18 protein-coding genes and 7 pseudogenes are annotated in these 21635 nt (G+C 49.7%); 7 read left to right on the top strand and 18 right to left on the bottom strand.

Annotated elements, in window-relative coordinates:
• The first annotated feature begins 40 nt into the window (after window positions 1-40).
• The 5 genes from JCM11217_RS16815 (at window position 41) to JCM11217_RS16795 (ending at window position 2230) form a co-directional block, all read left to right on the top strand.
• Window positions 41-517, top strand: a complete 477-nt coding sequence (locus JCM11217_RS16815; RefSeq protein ID WP_243679315.1) for a peptidase dimerization domain-containing protein — start codon at window positions 41-43, stop codon at window positions 515-517.
• 20 nt (window positions 518-537) lie between these two features.
• Complete coding sequence (locus tag JCM11217_RS16810) at window positions 538-771, top strand: M20/M25/M40 family metallo-hydrolase (protein ID WP_243679314.1); 234 nt, start codon at window positions 538-540, stop codon at window positions 769-771.
• A gap of 68 nt (window positions 772-839) precedes the next feature.
• A complete protein-coding gene (locus JCM11217_RS16805) occupies window positions 840-1256 on the top strand; it encodes a hypothetical protein (RefSeq protein WP_243679313.1) in 417 nt (138 codons plus the stop codon).
• Window positions 1222-1857 carry a hypothetical protein gene (locus JCM11217_RS16800; protein WP_243679312.1) on the top strand — a complete coding sequence of 212 codons (636 nt, stop codon included), beginning with the start codon at window positions 1222-1224 and terminating at the stop codon, window positions 1855-1857. Before JCM11217_RS16805 ends, JCM11217_RS16800 begins: the two co-directional genes overlap by 35 nt.
• Window positions 1847-2230, top strand: coding sequence for a hypothetical protein (locus JCM11217_RS16795; RefSeq protein ID WP_243679311.1), 384 nt, complete (start codon window positions 1847-1849; stop codon window positions 2228-2230). The genes JCM11217_RS16800 and JCM11217_RS16795 overlap by 11 nt, the downstream gene beginning before the upstream one ends.
• Here JCM11217_RS16795 and JCM11217_RS11205 read toward each other — a convergent pair.
• A pseudogene (locus JCM11217_RS11205) lies at window positions 2202-3251 on the bottom strand (aspartate aminotransferase family protein). The gene JCM11217_RS16795 and the pseudogene JCM11217_RS11205 sit on opposite strands and share 29 nt — an antisense overlap.
• Window positions 3252-3387: 136 nt before the next feature.
• Window positions 3388-4212 (bottom strand): RimK family alpha-L-glutamate ligase, encoded by an 825-nt coding sequence (locus tag JCM11217_RS11200; protein WP_054842958.1) that lies wholly within the window; start codon window positions 4210-4212, stop codon window positions 3388-3390.
• A gap of 208 nt (window positions 4213-4420) precedes the next feature.
• Here JCM11217_RS11200 and JCM11217_RS11195 point away from each other — a divergent pair, with 208 nt between their 5' ends.
• Together JCM11217_RS11195 and argC are read left to right on the top strand one after the other, a co-directional pair.
• Complete coding sequence (locus JCM11217_RS11195; protein ID WP_054842957.1) at window positions 4421-5101, top strand: hypothetical protein; 681 nt, start codon at window positions 4421-4423, stop codon at window positions 5099-5101.
• Window positions 5088-6172: pseudogene (argC, locus tag JCM11217_RS11190) on the top strand (N-acetyl-gamma-glutamyl-phosphate reductase). Before JCM11217_RS11195 ends, argC begins: the two are co-directional and overlap by 14 nt.
• Before the next feature lie 528 nt (window positions 6173-6700).
• Here argC and JCM11217_RS16790 read toward each other — a convergent pair.
• From JCM11217_RS16790 to JCM11217_RS11085, 16 genes and pseudogenes are all read right to left on the bottom strand, one after another.
• Window positions 6701-7320: pseudogene (locus JCM11217_RS16790) on the bottom strand (adenosylcobinamide amidohydrolase).
• A gap of 194 nt (window positions 7321-7514) precedes the next feature.
• Window positions 7515-8447 carry a hypothetical protein gene (locus tag JCM11217_RS11180; protein ID WP_054842955.1) on the bottom strand — a complete coding sequence of 311 codons (933 nt, stop codon included), beginning with the start codon at window positions 8445-8447 and terminating at the stop codon, window positions 7515-7517.
• Window positions 8432-9791 (bottom strand): annotated as a pseudogene (locus JCM11217_RS16785) (cobaltochelatase subunit CobN). The gene JCM11217_RS11180 and the pseudogene JCM11217_RS16785 overlap by 16 nt, the downstream one beginning before the upstream one ends.
• Before the next feature lie 71 nt (window positions 9792-9862).
• Window positions 9863-11225, bottom strand: a pseudogene (locus JCM11217_RS16780) (cobaltochelatase subunit CobN).
• On the bottom strand, window positions 11207-12160 hold the full coding sequence (locus tag JCM11217_RS11155; protein ID WP_054842950.1) for a hypothetical protein: 954 nt from the start codon (window positions 12158-12160) through the stop codon (window positions 11207-11209). Before JCM11217_RS11155 ends, JCM11217_RS16780 begins: the two are co-directional and overlap by 19 nt.
• Window positions 12153-13457 carry a VWA domain-containing protein gene (locus tag JCM11217_RS11150; RefSeq protein ID WP_243679310.1) on the bottom strand — a complete coding sequence of 435 codons (1305 nt, stop codon included), beginning with the start codon at window positions 13455-13457 and terminating at the stop codon, window positions 12153-12155. The genes JCM11217_RS11155 and JCM11217_RS11150 overlap by 8 nt, the downstream gene beginning before the upstream one ends.
• Window positions 13393-14133: a hypothetical protein gene (locus JCM11217_RS16775; protein ID WP_243679309.1), complete on the bottom strand. Its 741-nt coding sequence runs from the start codon at window positions 14131-14133 to the stop codon at window positions 13393-13395. Before JCM11217_RS16775 ends, JCM11217_RS11150 begins: the two co-directional genes overlap by 65 nt.
• Window positions 14130-15839: pseudogene (locus JCM11217_RS16770) on the bottom strand (iron chelate uptake ABC transporter family permease subunit). Before JCM11217_RS16770 ends, JCM11217_RS16775 begins: the two are co-directional and overlap by 4 nt.
• A gap of 89 nt (window positions 15840-15928) precedes the next feature.
• Window positions 15929-16363: a hypothetical protein gene (locus JCM11217_RS11125; RefSeq protein WP_243679308.1), complete on the bottom strand. Its 435-nt coding sequence runs from the start codon at window positions 16361-16363 to the stop codon at window positions 15929-15931.
• Window positions 16315-16677, bottom strand: coding sequence for an ABC transporter substrate-binding protein (locus tag JCM11217_RS11120; RefSeq protein WP_243679307.1), 363 nt, complete (start codon window positions 16675-16677; stop codon window positions 16315-16317). Before JCM11217_RS11120 ends, JCM11217_RS11125 begins: the two co-directional genes overlap by 49 nt.
• Window positions 16678-17261: 584 nt before the next feature.
• Window positions 17262-17612 (bottom strand): clan AA aspartic protease, encoded by a 351-nt coding sequence (locus tag JCM11217_RS16765; RefSeq protein WP_243679306.1) that lies wholly within the window; start codon window positions 17610-17612, stop codon window positions 17262-17264.
• Window positions 17613-17820: 208 nt separating this feature from the next.
• Entirely contained in the window at window positions 17821-18471 is a 651-nt protein-coding gene (cobM, locus tag JCM11217_RS11110; protein ID WP_243679305.1) for a precorrin-4 C(11)-methyltransferase, read from the bottom strand.
• A gap of 18 nt (window positions 18472-18489) precedes the next feature.
• Window positions 18490-19109: pseudogene (locus JCM11217_RS11105) on the bottom strand (precorrin-2 C(20)-methyltransferase).
• Between the two features lie 92 nt (window positions 19110-19201).
• On the bottom strand, window positions 19202-19894 hold the full coding sequence (cbiT, locus tag JCM11217_RS11095; protein ID WP_243679304.1) for a precorrin-6Y C5,15-methyltransferase (decarboxylating) subunit CbiT: 693 nt from the start codon (window positions 19892-19894) through the stop codon (window positions 19202-19204).
• Window positions 19854-20918, bottom strand: a complete 1065-nt coding sequence (gene cbiD, locus JCM11217_RS11090; protein WP_054842940.1) for a cobalt-precorrin-5B (C(1))-methyltransferase CbiD — start codon at window positions 20916-20918, stop codon at window positions 19854-19856. Before cbiD ends, cbiT begins: the two co-directional genes overlap by 41 nt.
• Complete coding sequence (locus JCM11217_RS11085; RefSeq protein WP_243679303.1) at window positions 20915-21622, bottom strand: precorrin-3B C(17)-methyltransferase; 708 nt, start codon at window positions 21620-21622, stop codon at window positions 20915-20917. The genes cbiD and JCM11217_RS11085 overlap by 4 nt, the downstream gene beginning before the upstream one ends.
• Window positions 21623-21635: the final 13 nt, after the last annotated feature.

The following is a 21635-nucleotide window of genomic DNA, read 5'->3' as shown; positions in this document are numbered from 1 at the left end:
AGAGTGAGTTAAGTAAAGGAACACTTGTGCTCGCCGCGTCGTGCATGAGGAGGGTGATAGCCTAGGCACTAGGCATTTAATGGTTAATAATCACGTGCCGAGGCCGACGGGCATAATCGTTGGTGAGCCGACCGGGATTGATAGGGTGGTGACCAAGTATAGGGGGGGTGGTACAAAGCTTGAAGTAAACGTGAGGACCAGGGGGGGAGGGCACGCGTCGAATCCTGACCTTGAATCAAACTCAATACTTATCGCCATGAACGTGTATAGAGACCTATGGAATGCATTGATGGCTGGGACGTCTTATGAAAACTTCCTGGTAACACCAACAATCATGAATTGCGGTGAGGCGGAAAACATGATACCAAGCAATTGCAGATTGATCCTCGACGTAAGAATACCCCCTGGCAGGTCATGTAAGGATGTTGAGAACGCGATTAATCAGCTACGGGCAAAGTATGGCGAGTTGGTTACCATTAACATGAGGTGGTGCACTGAGCCGTTGAAGTCCCTGTAAGCAATACCAGCGCCAGGGCTGTGTCCAGGGCGATAATCAAGGTGCTGGGTAAGGGACCCACCCTCGCCAGGAAGTGGGGGGGCACAAGCGATATGAACGACCTAGCCTCATTAACCAAGAACATAGTTGCCTACGGCCCTGGTGACGGCGCATTTTCACACTCACTTGAGGAGTACATACTTATTGACGATTATCTCAGGGCCATAGATATATATAAGCAGGCGATAGTCGAATTTATGAATATTTATAAATAGATAGTGAATAAATGATTATTTATTATTAAGGGTAAAATTTATAAATTATTTATTTCATGAAGACCTGGGTGGTTCCCATTGAAGTGCCTGCAAATCAAAACCCTCCGTTTCAGGGTAAGGATGAACTACTAATGCGTTTATTAAGGCGTGAAAGCATTGATTATGAGGAGTTGGAGGATCCCATCTTAAGGCAGTGGCCCTTACCACCGAGATTAATGACTGACGGTATTAATATTGACCCAGAGCTCCCTAGTCAATTATTCATAACGGATACAACCTTTAGGGATGGGCAACAAGCCTTCTATATCTACTACTCAATAAGTGATGCCGTTAGGTTGTTTAGGTTATTGGCTGATTTAGATAATGGGAGCGGTAGGATAATTAGGAGCGAATTCTTCCTATACACTGGTAGGGATAGGGAGCTTGTAAGGGCTGTTAGGGACTTAGGCCTTGAGTGGCCTAGGGTTATTGGTTGGGGGGGGTAGGGCTAGGGTTGAGGATGTGAGGCTCGTTAAGGAGGCTGGTCTTGATGAAATGGTTATGTTAATGTCGATATCCGACATACACATTAAGTATAAGTTCAATTCCACGAGAGATAGAGTCGTGGCTAAGTACCTAGAGGCCGCGGAGTACGCGTTGAGGGAGGGTATTAGGCTTAGGTGTTCCCTTGAGGATGTTACCAGGTCTGACGTGGTTGGCTTCGTAATACCCTTTGTAGAGAGACTGCTTAAGCTTGGGGAGAGGTATGGCATTGAGATCACGATAAAGCTACCAGACACGACGGGCGTTGGCGTACCCTACCCATTCGCGCCACTGCCCTATAGCATACCAAAGCTCGTGTGGGTCCTTAGGAAGGTGTTGGGAATACCCAGCGAGTCCCTGGAGTTCCATGGCCATGGCGATTACTACATGGCCGTACCCAACGCGGTTGCCGCCTGGCTTTATGGGGGGGCGTCCATAAACAATGGGACGTTGCTTGGGATTGGGGGGGAAAGGGCTGGTAACGTGCCTATAGAGGCCTTAGTAATTTGGTATGCTAGGATCAAGGGTTCCTTTGATGGCATGAACCCCCAGGGTGATCGGTAAAATAGCTGAGGAGTTCAGGAACCTCAATTACCAAGTGCCCAGGTATCAACCATTTGTTGGCGAGAATGCCTTTACGACAGCAGCTGGCATACACGTTGATGCGCAATTGAGGAATCCAATGACTTACCTGTCGATGGACCCATCCATAGTTGGTCGTGAGGCTAGGATACTTATTGGGCCGTACTCAGGTAGGTCATCAATAGCTTACTGGCTGAGGAGGCGTGGTGTGGAGCCCACGCCCAAGCTTATTAATGCTGTTTATGAGAGGGTTATGCGCATCTACGATGATGGTTTAAAGAGGGAGCCGTTAAGTGATGAAGAATTGAATAAAATACTCAACGACGTTATGATGAGTCAGACAATGCGTTCTTAAGCGCCCTAATGGCCATTTCCAGGTCCTCATCAGTTATGCAGTAGGGTGGTAATAGCCTCACTGTGGTCCCACCGGCAACGCTGGTCAGTAGCCCCATGCCTATTAACTTGTCAACGTATGGATCAGCCCTCTTCCTAAGCTCAACACCGAGCATCAACCCATACCCTTAACCCTTAGGACAGTCTTTAAGCCATTGAACTCATCCTCAAGTATCCTCATGAACTATCACCCATAGCCCTCGCCCTTTCGGGCACATTATCATTAATCAAAACCTCAACCCCCGCCTTAGCCGCGGCCATGACAAGCGGGTTACCCGCGAAGGTACTGCCGTGCTCTCCAGGTTCGAAGATGTCACCGAACTCCCTCCTAACAACTGCCACTCCAATTGGTAAACCACCGGCTATTGACTTACCTGCCGTGAATATATCGGGCTCCACACCGTAATTCTCAAAGGCCCAAACACGCCCAGTCCTGCCAAACCCCGTCTGGACCTCATCAAATATAAGCAACACATTCCTCTCCCTCGTCACCTGCCTAAGGGCCCTTAGGAACTCAGGCTTCGCTGGGTTAACACCGCCCTCGCCCTGTATTGGCTCAACGATCACAGCCGCTAAATCCTCAGTCACCAACTTATCTACCTGGTCAACCGCGTTGAATGGTGCGAACCTGACCTTATACGGCATTGGTTCGAAAGCCCTCCTATACTTCTCATTACCAGTTACTGAGAGAGAACCCATCGTCCTGCCATGGAATGAGTTCAGGAACGCCAGGAACTCAGCCTTCTTACTAATTTTCCTCGCTATCTTAAGGGCGACCTCCACGGCCTCAGTACCGCTATTCTGTAGAAATACCTTGCCGAAGCTGCTAGGTACGACCTTCATGAACTCCCTAATAAACTCAGCCCTCGCCTCGTTATAGAAGGTCAGTGTACTGTGATTATTTTATCGAGTTGATCCTTAATGGCATTTATTATCCTCGGATTCCTATGACCGAGGAATGCAACGCCAAAGCCCGTGTGCATGTCCAGGTACTTATTATTGTTTGAGTCCCAAACATACTGCATGTAACCCCCCCTAACTATGTTTACCTGCTTCTTACTATAGTACCTAGCCAGGTACTCATCCTCGAACCTAAGCAAGTCATTACTCATTGCACAATCACCTCCTGACAGTATTTATCACATACTCAGCTATTTTACGCGCAATATTAATGCCCGAGACACTCATGAGGCCCTTGAACTCAGGTATTGCGTTGACCTCATTAACCATGTAACCACCCTCCCCCCCACTAAACAGCAGATCAACACCCGCGTAGTCAAGGTCAAGGGCCTTCACAGCCTTAATGGCGATTTCATAGGCGTCAGCACTAAGCCTAATTGCGTGGGCAATCCCACCCCTGGCAACATTACTCCTCCAATCACCTGGGCTTGGCTTCCTAACCATTGACGCAACCACCTCATCGCCAATGACGAACACCCTATAGTCTGTCCCATCACCAATGAATGGCTGTATCATCGCAATCCTCGAATAGGAATCACCCACGGCCTTATGTCTCAGTATCATTGCCAGGTCCTCCGCATTGCCCACTAAACTCACGAGCCTACCCCCCCAAGAACCATGGATCGGCTTAACAATGGCCGGGTAACTAACGCCATCACCCTGGGCATTAATTGAGAATAGTAGTTTAGTGGGTACCGTGGGTATGCCTGCCTTAGCCAACGTTGATATTGCGATGGCCTTATTCCACGAGTTCTCTATGGCGAGCCCCTTATTTATAGTCATCACACCATGTATATTCAAGATACGAGCCACCAAGCCGGCCTTTGAATGGCTCATGGGCCTAACGAGGACTACGCCGAAGTCACCACTATTATTAAGGCTCAGGGAGACATTATCAATGTTTATTAAAGCGACATTGGCGCCGAGGTCCCTAAGCTCCTTCAATATTAACCTCTCCTCAACTCTCATTGTGTCGTATAGCATGGAAACCGTTCCATACTACCAACCCACAATCCTAAATACATTATATAAATATTTCCCTAATCAACAATAACATGCTTATAACTCCCGGAATAATAAAGAAAATATTTAAAAGCCTCGTCATTACGGTAAGCGCTGGTGAGTCGTCATTGAAGCGGGGGGGGCCACGGCTAATCAAGACCTCGTACTCATACTCAGTAAGTACGGCCCAGTGGAACAGAAAATACACAGCGAATTAGTTAATAGGGGGGGTTTCAGGGTAGCCATAATAAATACCAGGGATGATGAGGTAAGGCATAAGGGCGGTAAAGCCGTCTTACTCCTTGACGATGTCTTTGAGGCATTCGTAATATCTGGGTTATTCGATGATACGTTGAACCCACGTGATACATACATATTAGCAATCAACAGGGCCCTCCTATTCAGGGAACTCTCAGGGCTGGGCTACCCAACCCCCCCTGACTTAATTATTGCGTTAAATCCCAACGTAGTTGGTAAGGTAATTAAGGGTCTCGGTAGGGCATACCTAGCGACGCCAGCGCCGTCACTTGGCCTTGATGGCAACGTAACTACGTGGGAGGGCGGTAAATCAGTGGCCGAGCATAGGATGTACATGGCCAACCCACTGGTTAGGATAAACATGATTATTAAGGCGCCTGATAGGATAATCAATGCCCAGGTCATTGGTGATGAGTGCCTTAACTGCGGCGATTTGAAGCCCTGGGTCTTAAAGATTTCAAGGGATATTAAGTGCCTCATGTGCACATACGTAATAGGTACTTACGGCAATGAACACCTGGTCCTCGGTATAGAGCCTAAGGTCGAATTAACAATGGACTTGGCGGATAAGGTGGTAAATACGATAGTGAGGTGGTACAATGGCGAGTGGTAAGTATAGGGCATGCGTCGTAGGGGCCAGCGGCGTCACTGGCGGTGAGTTACTTAGGCTATTACTTAATCACCCAGGTATCGAACTTGCCTGCGCAACCTCGAGGGAGTTTAAGGGCGAGTACATATTTAGGGTTCACCCAAACCTTAGGGGCAGGACAAACCTAACTTTCAGTGACTCCACGATTGACGCCATACTCAAAAAGGAGGTTGACGTGGTATTCCTGGCGCTACCCCCCCATGGGCAGAGTATTGAGTGGGTTCCAAAGCTCTACGAGGCTGGACTAACCGTGATTGACCTATCCGCGGACTTCAGGCTTAAGGACCCAAACGCCTACGTCGAGTGGTACGGGTGGGAGAAGCCACACCCATACCCAGACCTACTTAAGAAGGCCGTTTATGGACTTCCCGAGTTACATAGGGAGGAGTTGAGAAACGCCAAGCTAATAGCCGTGCCTGGGTGCATGCAACCGCAGCCATAATATCCCTAGCCCCCCCTGTGGTAAAGGCAGGTCTCGTGGATACTGAGAGGATTGTTGTTGATGCGAAGATATCGAGCTCAGGCGCCGGCGCGCACGCGCCCAGGCTCGACCTACATCCCTTTAGGACGTACGTGATTAGGCCCTACGAGGTTGTTCACCATAGACATACGGCGGAGATAGAGCAGGAGTTGAGCTTATTAATTAATAAGCAGGTACACGTGGCATTTACCCCCCCACACGCCGTGGACCTTGTCAGGGGGATATTAACTACGTCACATACGTGGTTAACGAAATCCGTGCAGGAGCCAGACGTGTGGAAGGCAATTAGGGCCATGTATAGTAATGAGCCATTTATCAGGATTGTTAAGGACAGGGCGGGCTTCCAGAGGTATCCAGACGTCAAGTACGTGATAGGGTCAAACCTAGTTGACATAGGCTTCGAAATAGACACCAGGCTGAACAGGCTTGTTGTCCTAGCCGCAATAGACAACCTAATGAAGGGCGCGTCGGGACAGGCCGTGCAGGCAATGAATGTGGCCCTAGGCTTCCCCGAAACCACAGCACTAAATCAAATTCCTTTATACCCGGTGTAGTACTTATATAATAATAAATAAGTAGTATAATGACATAATTTTTAAAATATGTAACGGGGATCCAAACTGCCCTGCCTAGGGCCCACGGACATGATGAAACCATCACGCTTAAAATAACTATCTTGGTTCATCCTCAAGGTTCATAGACCTAGCCACTATCAAACATTGCTCTCCTAAACTTAAATATACGGTATTAATTGTATTAATTTACTAATTTACTATGCATGCTTGAATGTGCACATAATTTATTTAATCGCTTATTCGCCCAAGGAGAAATAAGTTAGGCATTAGGGCACATTGTTTTTATGAGTATTGTTAGTCAGAGGGCCTTGAGCCTAGTTATCGGGGCTTAGAGGTGCTATGCTCGGTGGCTATGGCATCCGCAACTACTTAATTACCTATGGCCGTTGGTTATCCTAGCCCTTGCATACATAGTGATTGGCATTACCCTATCTAACTACGCCCTCACAAAAATACTCAGAGAGGACTTAGCCCACATGTATTAATTAATAATTTAATGATTAAGGTCTACTGGATAGTCTTGGACCTAACATTGGCCCTATGCCTGGTCACGGCCTCCTTAACAGATTCGTAGACTACTCTTCCAATTAGCTCGCCGGCCTTAGAGTGACCGCCAGCGTACGTTATGCGTATCCCATTGCCGGGGGGGACCACGATTACGTTATCTGTGCCCGTACCCGTGGCTATTAAGCCCGGTGAGTAACTGCTCTCTATGCCTAAGTCCTGAAGTGCCGCGCACTTAGTCTCGGTTATCGTAATTAAGGCCCTAGCATGGCGGCCTCGGTTAATAAGGCATTGGTTATCAATATGATATTTATCGTGCCCACCCTCTCAAACACGCCATCAACCTCGTACGTAGATGCCTTGTCAATACCCGTCCTTAATGCGTTCGACTCAACACCCGCAGTGGTGAGGGCTGTAACCCACACATCCCTATACTCATCACTCGCCACCGCTAAGTCATCCATGTCAACGCCCGTGCCCAGGCATGCATGGTCATGAGGGGGTACCCCCCCAAGCTGACCCATTAATGTGTCTAGGTACTTCTCACGGAAGCCCTGGCTGTGTAGTGCGCACCATAGGTCTGGCGGTGCGTAGTTATTGCATACAAAGCGTACGTTAACCATGCCATGCATTGTACTGAGCACTCGTCTCCTCTGTGCCAGGTCTATGAGGAGTGTCTTAACGTTGATACCGCCATAGCTTTGATAGTATATTCGGGCAGTCACGCCATCACGGGACCAGACCTCCCTAAACGCTACATTCATTACGTGATAGGATGCAAATCCTATTAATAAGCACTATCACATTATGAAAAGTCCTAGATAAGGTAGAGAATTCCCAAGACAAGTAACGCCAGGAGTGCCCTGGTTAGTATGGAGATGAGCATTATGGTAACGCCATCCTTAAGCCCGTAAATGCCGAGGTAGTAGGGCGCGTTGTGCCTAATTCCACGTGTTAGTGATAAGGCCACGTAGCCAATCAGCAACCACTTAATTATTAGGATGCCGCTGAGTCCCTCATTAATGAGTGTGCCCGCGACGGCGAAGGCTGCATTGTCACTAATTACATAAGCCACTATTAGGCTTACTGCGTATGGACTTAGGGTACCGAACATATGCGATAGATAATCACTGAGGTAGTTATTGAGTCCTAAAAGCTCAATGACCGTTAACGCAACACTCGTTATTGACGTAACCAGTACTATCCTTACAATCAATTTCAAGACCCTTCCTAAATTAAACGAACCGTTCACTGCCTGTTCTGTAAGTTCGGCTATACCGTCCTCGTCTCTATCCCTACTTGAACCTCTTCTCCCAAGGATTGCGAATATGATCATCTGCATTAAGCCGAGGGTCATAAGGATTAGGAGGTATAGTAGACCGTAGACCCCCATGGTACTCAGTAGCACCGGCATGAGGGTCCTTAAATGCGAGAGTAGGGCTGGGAAGGAATTAATGAGTGATGATATGTACAATTCCCTACGCGTCAATCTACCGTCCTTATACATGGCTATGAGCATTGAGGATGCGGTGGATGGACTAACGAGGGAGACAATGAAGGGTAAGGAACAATAGCTGGGTAACCCAGACAACGCCGTTATCCACCGCCCCCCCAGCCTACCTATGGCCCTTATTACCGCTTCTTTACTCATTATGTAGTACATCGTAAGGACACCCAGTACTATGCCCAGTATGGCGAATGCTAGGTAGTGGAGCTCGTAAATAACTAAGTTAGTTACCTGCCCCCCCATTGGCCGATTCCCTCCAGCGCATTTTCTAACTCTGTGTATATCTCCCTTAATTTACGTATGACGTCCTCTGATGTATGCCATAAGCCCCCCCTTTCATGCGCCTCATATAGTCTCTTAATGATTTGTTCCAATGCGTAGGGATTAACTTCAGTAAACCACCTCCTCATCTCCTCATTAAACACGTACGTCTCCGCAATCCTGTCCCAAACCCAGTCATCCACGGCATTCATAGTCACGGCAACCCCCCCGAGAACATACTCAACGCGCTTCGAAATGTTCTGGCGCCCATGTAACCGTGCTTTCTCATGCCTTCGATCCACTTAGGATTGAGTAATCTAGTCCTCACGTAGAACCCAACGGCATCCTTCGCAGTCATCATCCTAGGCCTATCCTGCGTTAGGTCCGTGTATAGGATAAGGGGCTTCCTGCCTGAGTATACCTCAACCGCCTTGGATAGGCCGCCCAGGTATGCGTAGTAATCATCTATGTCGATTATTGAGTAGTCAACACTCGACTGGACCTGGCTTGTGATGTCCACCTTGCTGAGCAATGCCTTGAATAGGTCCTTAAGCTCGCTTGAGCTTATCCCACGCATGTCTCCATCATAGCCATAGCCCATATACATGGTATAAACACTGGCGATGTCCGTACCCGCCCTCCAACTCGATGTCTCTATCAAGTGATTAACCTTATTCCCATAGTCACCGGGCCTCTCACTGAAAGTCCTTATTAAGGAAGCCTCACCATACCTACTCCTCAATTCGAGGTAGTGCTTACGGACGTAATTCATATCCAACGGCTCATCCAACTCGGCAACGAGCTTGACGGCCTTATTAATCAATGATATTAAGTGCGGGAACATGTCCCTAAACACCCCCCCGCTCATCGTAACAACGACATCTATCCTAGGCCTACCGAGGTCCTTAAGTGGTATTACCTCAAGTCTTGGATCCCAACTACCTGGCCTATGAATAAGCTTAACGCCAAGATACCGCAGCGCCTGCCCAATAGTGACGCCCCTAGTCCTTGATTCCTGACCGCCCCAAACAACGACGCCCACAGTCTCGGGGGGGTACTTACCATACTGCTCCAAGTATTTCCTAATACTATCCTCCGCAATCCTAGCCCCCCCAACTCCAATGCCGAATCGCTGGGTATCTTAAGTGGGTCGAGCGCGTAGAAGTTCCTCCCTGCAGGTAAGACATCGGGGGGGTCCATTACGTAGTCGCCGCCAACGCCGGCCGGTATGTACTCCCCCCCACTCAAAGCCCTAATTACGTTCTCAAGCTCAAGTTTAGGCGATAGCCTTAACCTCTCTGCTATGTCACGTGCATAATTCAGCACGGTCTTCGCGTCATCACTCCTAATCCCATATTCCTCAGCTACCTTAATTGCCAAATCAATGCCGTTCGTAATTAACGCCCTGACAATCCTTTTAACCCCCCCTCGTCTATTAACCTTAGGATATTCGCATACTTACCTGGGCGCTCGAGTAAGTCATCATAGTTATACCCCCCCATTGCCTCGGCCAGGAGCCTATGCAGCGATTTAACGACACCCCTATCACGCCTTAACGCCAGCGTTAAGTAATCAACGATCTCATCATCACTTAATTCCATGCCGAGTACCCTCAACCCATACGGCATTGCCGAGTGCTCCATCCTCATAAGCTCGTCGTAAAGCACATCGAGGTCCTTAACCTCTAGCCCATACTTACCTGCAATGCCCTCTATGGTCTTGAGCACAGCGCTTGCCCTAGGTGGATCAACAACGTTTGCTTCTCTGTACTCATCGATTAAATCACGTATCCTCTTGAGATCATCACTGAGGCCCGCCTCGGTCATCCTGGGTGAGAGGTGACTAATCAATACGGCGTATGACCTCCTCTTGGCGATTGTACCTTCACCGACGACAACCACATGGTAGATATAAATGTTTGGTAAATTGCCGAGGAGCGCATCTGGGGGGGACAGCTGGAGGATAGGCCGACCTGCTTACCTGGGAGGAACTCGAGTGTACCGTGGGTCCCCCCCACGTGAATAACGGCATCGGCGCGCCAAACCTCCTCAAGCCACCTATAAAGTGCGACATATTGGTGATGCGGGTATAATTCCGAGTCATGGTAAATCTTGTTAGGATCCTCATGCCAGCCCCTACTTGGTTGCAATACGATAATTGCATTGCCTAGATCAAGCACGGGCAGTGTGAGGTATCCGTTTTTAACCATTATATTGCCAGGGGGGGTTCACCCCACTGCTTAATGACTTTATCTCTAAGCTCCGGCCTTAACCTATTGAATAAGTCCATATACGTTGTTTGATCAACCAGCACATAGTCGGTGCCGGCCGACCACCTACCGGAGTTTGGGTTTTTCACGAAGAATTCCTTAATGGCTTCAGCGGTAATGGCCTTAACACCATAGCCCTCCTCTCTTAATCTCCTCAACAGTACCTCGACCGACTTAAGCGTGTCGAGGTATGAGGCTCTACCAATATTCTCCTCACCGGGTGGATAATTATACATCACAATGGCAATCCTCTTACTCGCGTTAGACTTATGTCTAAGGGCCAACCACTTATCAACCCTATTGAGGACCCTATCAACTCTATCCTGAATTACCTCCATAGCCTTCACGCCATTTTTATCAACGAGGCCCGCTATTGGTATGGGCTCTATGGCGCCATCAACCTCGGGCATGGCCACGGCATATATAACCTCAACGGGGCTAAGCCCCCCCGTTGGATCCTTAATCCACGCATCTATGTCCCTGCCGTACATGACCACCGGTTCATGACAGGAACATTGAACTTTAGCAGAACGCCCTCATCTTCTCGGTTCCTAACGAACCTGAACCACTGAAGGTCGAGTATGCCCCCCCACATCAGCATTATTAAACAGCTCCTTAAGCCCCCCCTCAATGTATAGCCATAGTTAGAAAGAAGCGAGATCGTGTCGACTCTCCTCTTCATTATATGGGTAATTACCTTCTTAGCCTTATCATAGGACTGGCCAGAGTAGGCCATTAACACTATGAGCGGCGACTTGAGATCTCTCTGCTTCAGAAGTTCGTCAGCGCTATAGTATACGTACCCCCCCTCATAATCCTCAATCCAGTAATCCCCTAACTCGATGGGAGGCTCTGGCGCTGGTACGGCTATGCCGCAGTAATTCCTCAGCACTAGGCGTATCATATTGACTATGTTTTCTTTACGCCAATTCCTCCAATAATCAATTAATAATGCCCAATCCTTAACGTAATGGGATATGGGGTCTGAAAGGGCCTTGGATGCCTCATGAAGAACGTGAGAAAGGGTCTTTGGGTCAAAGTAATTCGTAGTTTTAATAGTGTCATTATACGTAGATACTGAATTAATTAAGAATCCGCCTAACTCGTAATTACGAACCTTCGTAAGCATTATAGTCTCTAAACCCGTACTTAGTGTAAAGACAATGGGAGTCTCGCGTAACCAATTCCTTAGGTAGTTTAGTAGTTCTGGGTGGTCCCCCATTAAGCTTAGCAAGGCAATGTCAGGTCTCCTCACGGCCTTCAATTGCCTAGAGACCTCATTAACTTCGTAACTCTCCAGGTATATGACTTCAAGGTCTACATCGCCAACTCCGCCTAACGCCTCACTTAACGCTTCATAAAACCCCCCCTCAGTGAGGACTGACCTTGTGATTAGTAGTATGCGGCACCTGGGCATGTTACTCACCAACCCTAACAACGTCAATTGCGTACCTGCTTAGTATGTCCATGTGGCTTATTGATGGGTCGTAGAGGAGCCGCGGCCTTGTGTCGTAAACGACGACCCTAGCCAACCTACTCAACTCACCCATGAACCTCTCAACCTCCTCCCTAACATCACCCGTGAGGGGCACGTTTGCCTTACCATCAGTTATTAGGTAAACCCAGTAATCACCCTTTAGCTTGAGGTTTAATCTCTTGATTAAATCAACTGCGTAGGCCAGCGCCGCGGGCATTGGCGTTGCCCCCCCACCGCTTGGTAACTCATCTAGGGCGTTTAGGACCTGCCAATAATTCCTCGTGGGCTCTATGACCACATCAACACCACGGCCCCCCCTGAAGCTTATTAGCCCCCCCACATAGCTCCTCCTCACGTAGGACTCCTCGGTTATCCTCCTCACGAGCCCCCCCTTCGCAACCTCAATCCTCCTCATGAAATTCATACTACCGCTGGCGTCAAGTATTATGAGCGAGACCCTAGGGGGGGTCCTAGACCTCCTAACCCTGACCATCAGGTCTCCCAAGCTAACCCTAATGGGTAGGCCTGAGCCCCCCCTGAGCGATGCGTGGACGATAGATGCGGTGAGGTCTATGTCCCTTAAATCCCCCCCATTCCTCGGCGGTAGGTACATGTACGGGATACCGTGGGGCTGACCAACAACTCTCCTGAAGGAGGACCTCGACTTAAGGCCGCGGTCCCCCCCAGTACGTATTAGCTCCCTCCTAAACTCCACAGGAATATCCACGCTGGATACTCCATACCTCCTGGTATCACCATAAGCATTAGCCTCATCACCTACACTACTCCCGCCATTAAGTCCACCCTGCTCATTACCCTCACCACCTCGCACTGCACCGCCCTGTTGGTTGTGCATTGAGCTAGGCATTTGCCGCCCACCTTGGGAATTACCTTCGTTGAGCATTGGCTGTGGGGGGGGTATCGGCATCCTGGGCCTCTCGAAGGGCCTAGCCTTGAGCCTGTGGGGGGGTAGTGCCAGCTCCATGGCCTTCTGCAGATCCTCCATCGCCACCCTAGCCCTACCATTTAAGGCGGCCAACGCCTTCGCAGTCCTGATGGTGACTATCTCTGCACGGCTTGTCCTAATGCCCAGCTTAACCACGGTCTCGGCTAAGAGCTTAAGTAGGTCCTCCGGCACCTCAACATCCCTAACCAACTCCCTAGCCATCTTGATCCTCTCCCTAATCCTCTCGATCTCGCTCCCACCTCCTGTAGAATCCCTCTGGGTCCCTATTGAACTCCTCAACCCTCCTAACAATCTCAGCCCTAACCCCCCCTGGGTCCTGAGGAGTCTCCACATCCACCACTAGGCCAAACCTATCGAGGAGCTGCGGCCTAAGCTCACCCTCCTCCGGTTCATGGAGGCTATTAGTATGAACCTGGCGGGGGTGCCTTACAGACACGCCCTCCCTCTCCACGATATTCCAGCCGTAGGCCGCCGCGTCTAGGATTACATCAACTATGTAGTCATCGAGTAGGTTAACCTCATCGATGTATAGAATATTCCTATTCGCCTCAGCAAGGAGACCTGGCTGTAACGCCCTCACGCCCTCCGTTATGGCCCTCCTAATGTCCAGCGTGCCGATGAGCCTATCAACGGTTATCGAGAGTGGCATGTCAACAACCCTCATCTTCCTAACAGCCACCGGCAACTTCTCGCCACGCTGGTACCTTGCATAGCACGAATCACACATGAGCTGCGGGTCATGTGGATCACAGTTAAATGGACAGTCGGCCACGACCTCGATCTCAGGCAATACATCCGCGAAGGACCTAACGAGCGTCGTCTTCCCAGTACCCTTATCACCCCCCCTAAGCAGGACGCCGCCTATTGATGGGTTCACGGCAACGGCGAGGAGGGCCAACTTAGCCTTCTCCATACCGACAATGGCTGGAAATGGGAAAACGACACGGCGGTTCATACGATTACCACGGGCCTCCCATTGTGCTCGATCACCGTGGTTTTAACCCCCCCATACACCTCCTCGATAATACTCGGGCTAATATCGCCTGGGCTTAGTTCAGCGACTATCCTGCCCTCGCGCATTACGTAAATTCTATCCGCATACTTAAGGGCTAGGTTTATGTCATGCATTGTCGCCAGCACTGCAATTCCGTCTTCACGTGCAATCCTAATCAAGGTCTCCATGACCGCCACCTGGTGTTTTAGGTCTAGGTTGCTCGTAGGCTCGTCAAGGAGCATTAGGACCCCCCCTCCCTGCGCAATTGCCCTAGCGATATGGACGAGCTGCGCCTCACCGCCGCTTAATCTAGTGACCAACTTATTGGCTAGGTGCTCAATGCCGAGCCTCCTCATGGCATTGAGGGCCGTGTCAATATCCAGCTTACTCGGCCTAAAGCCATGTGTGGTAACCTACCCAGCAAAACCGCGTCAAAAACCCTAACTGGGTATGCAACTGCGTGATTCTGCGGCACGTAGGAGACGAGCTTAGCAATCTCACGCCTTCCCATCCTCAACACATCCTCACCATTAACCCTAATGGAGCCGCCGAAAACCCTCGCCATGCCTAGGATGCATTTAATTAGTGTGGATTTGCCAGCACCGTTAGGCCCCCCCATTAGCACCACCAACTCCCCCCCACCATCAACGTTAATGTTGACGTCCCTAATCACAGGCCTATCATAGCCGCATTCGAGGTCCCTAACCTCGAGTACGGCCTTACTCATAACCATACCTAGCCCCCCCCTCGATATTATTATTGCGAGTAGGTATGGGGCGCCAATCATTGAGAGTACAACGCCTATGGGTATCACGTATGGCGGTATTAAGGTCTTTGAAACCACGTCGGCGAGTACCGCGATGTCGGCGCCCATCAACGCCGATGCCGGTATCAAGTACCTATTGTCACTGCCCACCAAGACCCTCGCTATGTTCGGTATCACCAAGTCGATAAAGCCCACTAGACCAACGAAGCTTATCGTGGCCGCAGCTGGAATGCCGCCACAAGCATTGCAGCCAGTCTCGTATTCCTAACATTAATTCCGAGGCTGTGGGCAACATCATCGCCAAGGTTAAGTGCATTTAATCTCCAAGATATTAAGACGTAGTATGGTATTGCAAGTAGGGATAGGGCCATGTATGGTATGTAGTTGAGGGTCACGTTAGTTACACTACCCAACATCCACATGACGATGGCGTGGCTCACATCAGGATTGCCAGAGAAGTACTGGATGAGCGAGGTCCCCGTGCTAAATACAAACATCACGGCCACGCCCGCCAGTATTATCGTGACCGGCGACGCACCCCTAATGAAGGATAGGAAGTAAACGAGCAATGCTGCGAGTGAAGCCGCTATAAATGCGCCAATGATCACCAGGTACGGCTCTGTTATCACAGGCAGGTAGTACCTAATAACATAACCAGCGCCTAGGAGTATGGCCACGGCGCTCCAAAGCCCGCTGCGGCGGAGACGCCGAGCGTGTAGGTTGACGCCAGTGGATTCCTCAGTATGCCCTGCAACACGGCGCCGGCTGATGCAAGCGATGCGCCGAGTATTAGCGATGCCAGGGCCTCCGGTAGCCTTATCTGCCAAACCACTAGGTATACGTCGCGTGGCACGTTGAATATTGGGTCTATGCCGTCAATAACAGCCTTTAAGACGGTCATTGGCCCAATTCCATAGGCTCCAATCATGATGTCAAGGACGACCAACGGGAGGAGCGCCAAACCACTAACCGCCACTATCCCCCCCCACCTCACCCACTGCACCACCAGACACCACCTGGCTCGGCGGTTCTCAGGAACTCCTCAAAGTACTGATTGAGGTACTGCGTGGCGTTAACGCCACTGAAGGCGCTTGGGTACACCTGACTCGCTATGTATAGCGAGACTATCACCTGCGGAGGTCCCTCGGTTAGGTAGCCGGGTATGATGATGACTCTGTCGTACCTAACGGCGTTTGTCGCATTAAGCACTGGGTTGTCCTTAATAGTCTCGATTATTGATTCGCAATAGGCCGTGGCATTTGGTGAGTGCGGGTTTAAATTCCACGTAACCGCAATAATGACGTCTGGGTTACACTGAAGCACTGCGCCGGGCTCAACCTGCATGGACTTATTGAAGCATGGCTGTAGGCCGGCATTTACGGCAGCCCAATATGGATCCCCCCCAGAGGACCTGACGTGAACCATAGGCTATACTCGTAGTCAAAGATTACGTAAGCCTTATACCTAGTGGAGACCTTGCTTAAACCCTCACTTAATACGTGGTGCACATTATTGATGAAGTTTATGAGCCTCACGGCATTGCTGGTATGGTCAGTGATTAGTCCGAGGAGGTAGATGAATGACGTCAAGTTGTCCTGGGGGCCATAACCAATCACCGGGATGCCGAATGGAGCCAGCTTACTCCTCACTGTCTGGACACCGTAACTCCACTCTATGACTAGGTCAGGCCTTAAGTTAACCATCTCCTCATAATTCCACGACCACATTCCCTGGCTCACGCTGGTAACGCCGTTAGATTCCCAAAGAGCCAAGGGAGCTCTATGGCATAGCCCTCAATCCCAACTATTGTGTTACCCGCCCTATGTCAATTAATACTTGCATGGCAACCGTGTTATCAGCCACGATTCTCTTAACGGGTATGCCTATGGTCACGTTAGATCCGTAATTCTCAACAGTAACGGAAGTACCATTATAACTAACGATTTCAAAATTAGGCGATAAATAATAAGTGTAAGAGGGGGGGGTTTTGACCAGTGACCTATGTATATTCCACTCATATATTGCTATCGTTACTGCTAGGCTATTGCCACCACTATTATCGTGATTAATGCGGAAGTGACCTTACCGTTTTTCGATTTATCGCTCGGCATCACGTGGTAGGATAAGCATCCTATTTAAAAGCTTTTTCATTTACGAAAATACATCGAGGATTATTACAGTAAATATACCTTTCAATTATTACGATCATTTACGGCAGTTGAGGCTAGGGCTTTAATCCCATGGGCATTACTAAGTATTTATGGATTGAATGAGTCGTTAATGTTTAAAATAACCAATGCAGTAAACGTAAAATAATTAGCCGTTATACCGCTATTAGGCCTATCTTCCTTAATGTCCCGGTTGCTGGGTCAATTATGAAGCCTAGGGCCTCAAGGGCCCTAACACCTATTAGTACGTCGACTGGCGAGTCATCGATTATCTCTACGATCACGTAACCCTCCTCACCATAAAGCCTTAACCTGGCGTATGATACGTCGAGCTCCACGACTCTGTTGTCCGCGGTTTTCCGCTTGGTCCTGCCAATTACCTGGAGCCCCCCCAGGTTCTTAGCGATTTCGCGCCTAACTAATACGTCCCCCCCATTAAAGCCCGTGTCCACGAGAGCCCTGAACTTAACTCCATTTATCTCGGCTTCGGCGAATGCTATACCCACGTTCTTATTCACTGAGGTTAATGTATTAAGCTTTTCACGTCCTAATTAATCGTTTTACTCAACATCTGTGCTACTGATCCTAGCTTCGGCCTAAAGCTGTGGGTGTGCCTTGGGTCGTAGACGCTCGATCTTAGTGGCAGGTCTAGGATGGAGGGGGTCCGCGGCCTTGCCCACTATTATCACGGAGTCCTTGGTTATCCTAGCCCTCTTAACCTTCTCGGCAATGTCGGCCAGCGTGCCCCCTGATTATTAATTGGTCGGGCCATGTCGCCTTGTAAACCACCACAACCGGCGTATCATCAGGTACGCCGGCCTCCCTTAACTCCTTAACAACCTTATCAATTAAGTGGACACCGGTGTATATGGCCATTGTGGCGCCTATGAGTAGTGCCTTAGCGAAGTCCTTTATCGAGCCCTGCATCGGCACCCTAGCCGATGCCCTGGTTATGATCACCGTCTGGGCTATCTTGGGTAGGGTTAACTCAATGCCTAGGACTGCGGCTGCGGCCAGCGCTGCCGTTACTCCAGGCACCACCTCATACGGTATGCCGGCCTCCCTGAGGGCGACAACTTCTTCAAGCAATGCGCCATATATGCTTGCATCGCCTGACTTAAGCCTAACCACCAACTTGCCCTCCCTAGCCCTACTAATCATTATATTCACGATTTCCTCAAGCGTCATTGACGCACTATTATAGATCTCCGCATTTGGCCTAGCCCACCTCAGTACTTCCGGGTTTACCAGGGAACCTGCGTAGATAATGACATCAGCCTGTTGGAGGTACTTCATTCCCTTCACAGTAATTAGTTCAGGGTCGCCAGGCCCCCCCGCGCCCACGAATATTACCTTCCCAACCATCGATGTAGGATGTAAATCCTATTTATAAATCCTTCTAGCAATGATAAGCGAGAAATAGTCCCTGGGCAGCTCATCGCTTGGCTCCCTAATTATTAACTCGCCATCCATGTAACACCTCCTGGCGTAGGTCACGGAATACCCATGATCCCTAAGTAATGCCGCTATACCGCCCATGTCGGTGCTGCCCTTAAGCACTATTATCGTGTCGGCGAAGTCCATAACCCTCGTTAACCTCTCGGTATCATCGCCCACGAGTATGACTATAGACTCACCGCCTATGGCCAGGTCAATACCGGCCTTGGCGGCGCATGCCGTTATTGAGGAGACCCCAGGAATGATTATGGGTTCATAGTCACAATTAATGAATGGCTTGACCCTGTAGAAGGTGCTGTATAGTGATGGGTCGCCAAGAACCACAAACGCCGCACTACCGTACCTGCGTAACCCATCGCATATCACGCTCGCATTAGCCATTAAAGTCTCGGCGCTTGGTTCCTTGACCATTGGGAATCCCAGGAATATCATCTGGCGTCGGAACTCACGTACCTACTAACTATTGTATACGCCAAGCTCCTATTGCTACCGGTGGAATAGGGTATGAAAATTAGCTTGACCTGGCGGAGGACCTCGGCACCCATAACCGTGATTAAACCTGGGTCGCCCGGCCCCCCCAGCCCAATGATGTATAGCCTAGGTACCCCCCCATTGCCGCCTTTTTCATGTGTCATGATCACCACCGTTTAATGGCATCCTTAATGCTCGCCATTGAATGCGTTGGCCGGCATTCGTCTCTCTCACCGACTATTATGAATATTGGGTTTCTCGAGAGCATTGCCGTGCCTAAGCTTGTTCTAAAGCCCTTGGCTATCACGACTTCAGTAACCTCCACGTTTACGAAGCCTAACTCAGCCATGATAGTTAAAGCGAGCGATGCATTCTCTAGGGTTATCGCGTCAATCACTAAACGGCCGCCCACGGCTAATTTACCACATACACCAGTGATTATGTCCCTCAACTTACCGCCACTACCACCTATGAATACCGCGTCAACCTCATTAGGTACTTTGTCCAGGGCCTCTGGCGCCTCGCCATGTATTACAACGACTCTATCACCCACGCCAAACCTCATGGCATTCCTGCGGGTTAACTCAATGGCTCTTTCATCCCTATCAATAGCATATACGAGACCCCTCCTCGCTATTAGGGCAGCCTCCACAGCCACTGAGCCAGTCCCTGAACCGACATCCAGAACCCTCGAGTCCTCCCTTAGCCTAAGCTTAGAAATCACCAACGCCCTAACCTCCTCCTTAGTCATTGGTATGCCCTCAACACGCTCAAACAGCTCATCAGGTATTCCAGGAGTTATGTAGGGCCAGGCAGGGCTAGTCATGGCTATTAACCCTCGCGAGTACCTCCCCCCCATCCTCACTAAATATCACGACCTCAAGAGAGGCATTGCCAAACCTCCTTAATCTGCCCAATGCCCTCTCGGCTATCACCCTCATAACCTTACCCGCCGCATCGCCAAGGTAATGCAACGCCTCACCAACAGTCTTTGAGACCGCTATCCTCCGTAGTAATTCTCCATTAATCCCCGCCATTACTGCTGCCCAGGTAATCGTCTCAATACGCGCATCTCCAATTGAGCTATGAGTATTCATTAAACCAGCCGCCAACTTGACGGCCTTGCCGGGCAGCAGCGCAATGACTACCCTATGGAAGCCTAGCCCAATGGCCTCTTTAACAGAGGCGCCTATTAAGTCGCCTACCTTAACCACGGGCATCTCGTAAATTGCCTTAGCGTAGTTAACAGCCCTATTCCCTGAGGCAATCACTACACCATCGTACTTACCCCCCCTTAATGCCGTTAATTGGGCCTTGATATGTTGGACAAAGGCCTCATTGCTGATAGGCCATTCAATCCCAGTCGTCCCAAGTATAGCTATGCCGCCGACTATACCGACGTCCTCGTTCATCGTTGCCTTAGCCAACTCCTCGCCATTGGGTACCTCTATTATGACCTCAACACCGGCATTAACGACCTCCCTAACAGCATTTTCAATCATGAGCTTAGCCGTGGGGGGGCTAATGGCCGGTTCACCCATGGGGGGGATGCTTAAACCTGGTCTCACGACCTTACCCACGCCATGCCCACCTTTGATTTTTATTACCTGTTCATTTATTGAATGGACGCAGGCCCTAATCACCGCGTTATTTAGGCTGTCTGGGTTATCACCGGCGATTTTACGCACATCGGCGCATACATAATCGCCAATCGTAAAGACCCTATCAATGGAGACCTCAAGCCTAAGCCCAACAGGCGTTGGTATTGTGACGCTACTGGGCGTAACACCCCTAATTAATGCGATGGTTGCCGCCTTAGCGGCAGCCGCAGCCGCTGCCCCCGTGGTTATGCCGAAGCGTTTGAAATAATCAATCACGCTCATACCCTATAACCCCTTGGCGTTATCATGAGTCCTCTGTAAACGTAGGTTCTTGAGTTACCTATTATTAATGTCGTATTCATATCTATGACCTCTAAATACCTCATCCAGTTACCTAAGTTTGTCGTTATCACGAACTCGCCATCCCTATAGGCATTCCTGACTATACCCACCGGCGTTGATGCATTTCTAAACATGGATATTAGATTCATGGCTTTGATAAGTACGTCTTTACTGATCGGGTTGTACAGGGCAATCACGAAGTCGCCGCTTGCCGCCGCCCTAATCCTCATCATAATCTCCTCATCACTAACCAATAGATTGCTCAGATTTACAACCGCGAAGTCCATGTTGAGGGGCGCGCCCAACCTGGCTGCCGCCGCGAGGGCCGCGGTGACCCCCCCAGGTATTACGGTAGGTCTCAAGTCAAGTTCCTCCTTACTTATTAACTCGAGGACGAGACTCGCCAATCCATAGACCTGGGGATCGCCACCGCTCACCAGCGAGACTACATGGCCATCGAGGGCCTTCTCAATGGCAAGCTTAGCCCTCATGACCTCCTCATGCATTCTTGATCTAATTACTTCCTTACCATTAATTAAATCGCTAATTAGATTTATGTACGTGTTATAGCCAATAATTACATCACTGTCTCTGATTGCATTAATTGCGGCCACAGTCCTTAACTCGGGGGCTTCCTGGTCCAATGCCAACTACGTA

Source organism: Vulcanisaeta distributa JCM 11217, assembly GCF_001316005.1.
GTDB classification, from domain to species: Archaea; Thermoproteota; Thermoprotei; order Thermoproteales; family Thermocladiaceae; genus Vulcanisaeta; species Vulcanisaeta distributa_B.
Note: the sequence above shows the minus strand (reverse complement) of the source record. Positions and strands in the feature narration are given on the sequence as shown.

Bases quoted from the DNA above. Each gene is read 5' to 3' on its own strand.
- JCM11217_RS11200 (WP_054842958.1), bottom strand. From the start codon at position 4,212: ATGCTATACGACACAATGAGAGTTGAGGAGAGGTTAATATTGAAGGAG.
- JCM11217_RS11180 (WP_054842955.1), bottom strand. From the start codon at position 8,447: ATGGGGGGGCAGGTAACTAACTTAGTTATTTACGAGCTCCACTACCTA.
- JCM11217_RS16775 (WP_243679309.1), bottom strand. From the start codon at position 14,133: ATGAACCGCCGTGTCGTTTTCCCATTTCCAGCCATTGTCGGTATGGAG.
- JCM11217_RS11125 (WP_243679308.1), bottom strand. From the start codon at position 16,363: ATGGTTCACGTCAGGTCCTCTGGGGGGGATCCATATTGGGCTGCCGTA.
- cobM (WP_243679305.1), bottom strand. From the start codon at position 18,471: ATGGTTGGGAAGGTAATATTCGTGGGCGCGGGGGGGCCTGGCGACCCT.
- cbiT (WP_243679304.1), bottom strand. From the start codon at position 19,894: ATGGGGGGGAGGTACTCGCGAGGGTTAATAGCCATGACTAGCCCTGCC.
- cbiD (WP_054842940.1), bottom strand. From the start codon at position 20,918: ATGAGCGTGATTGATTATTTCAAACGCTTCGGCATAACCACGGGGGCA.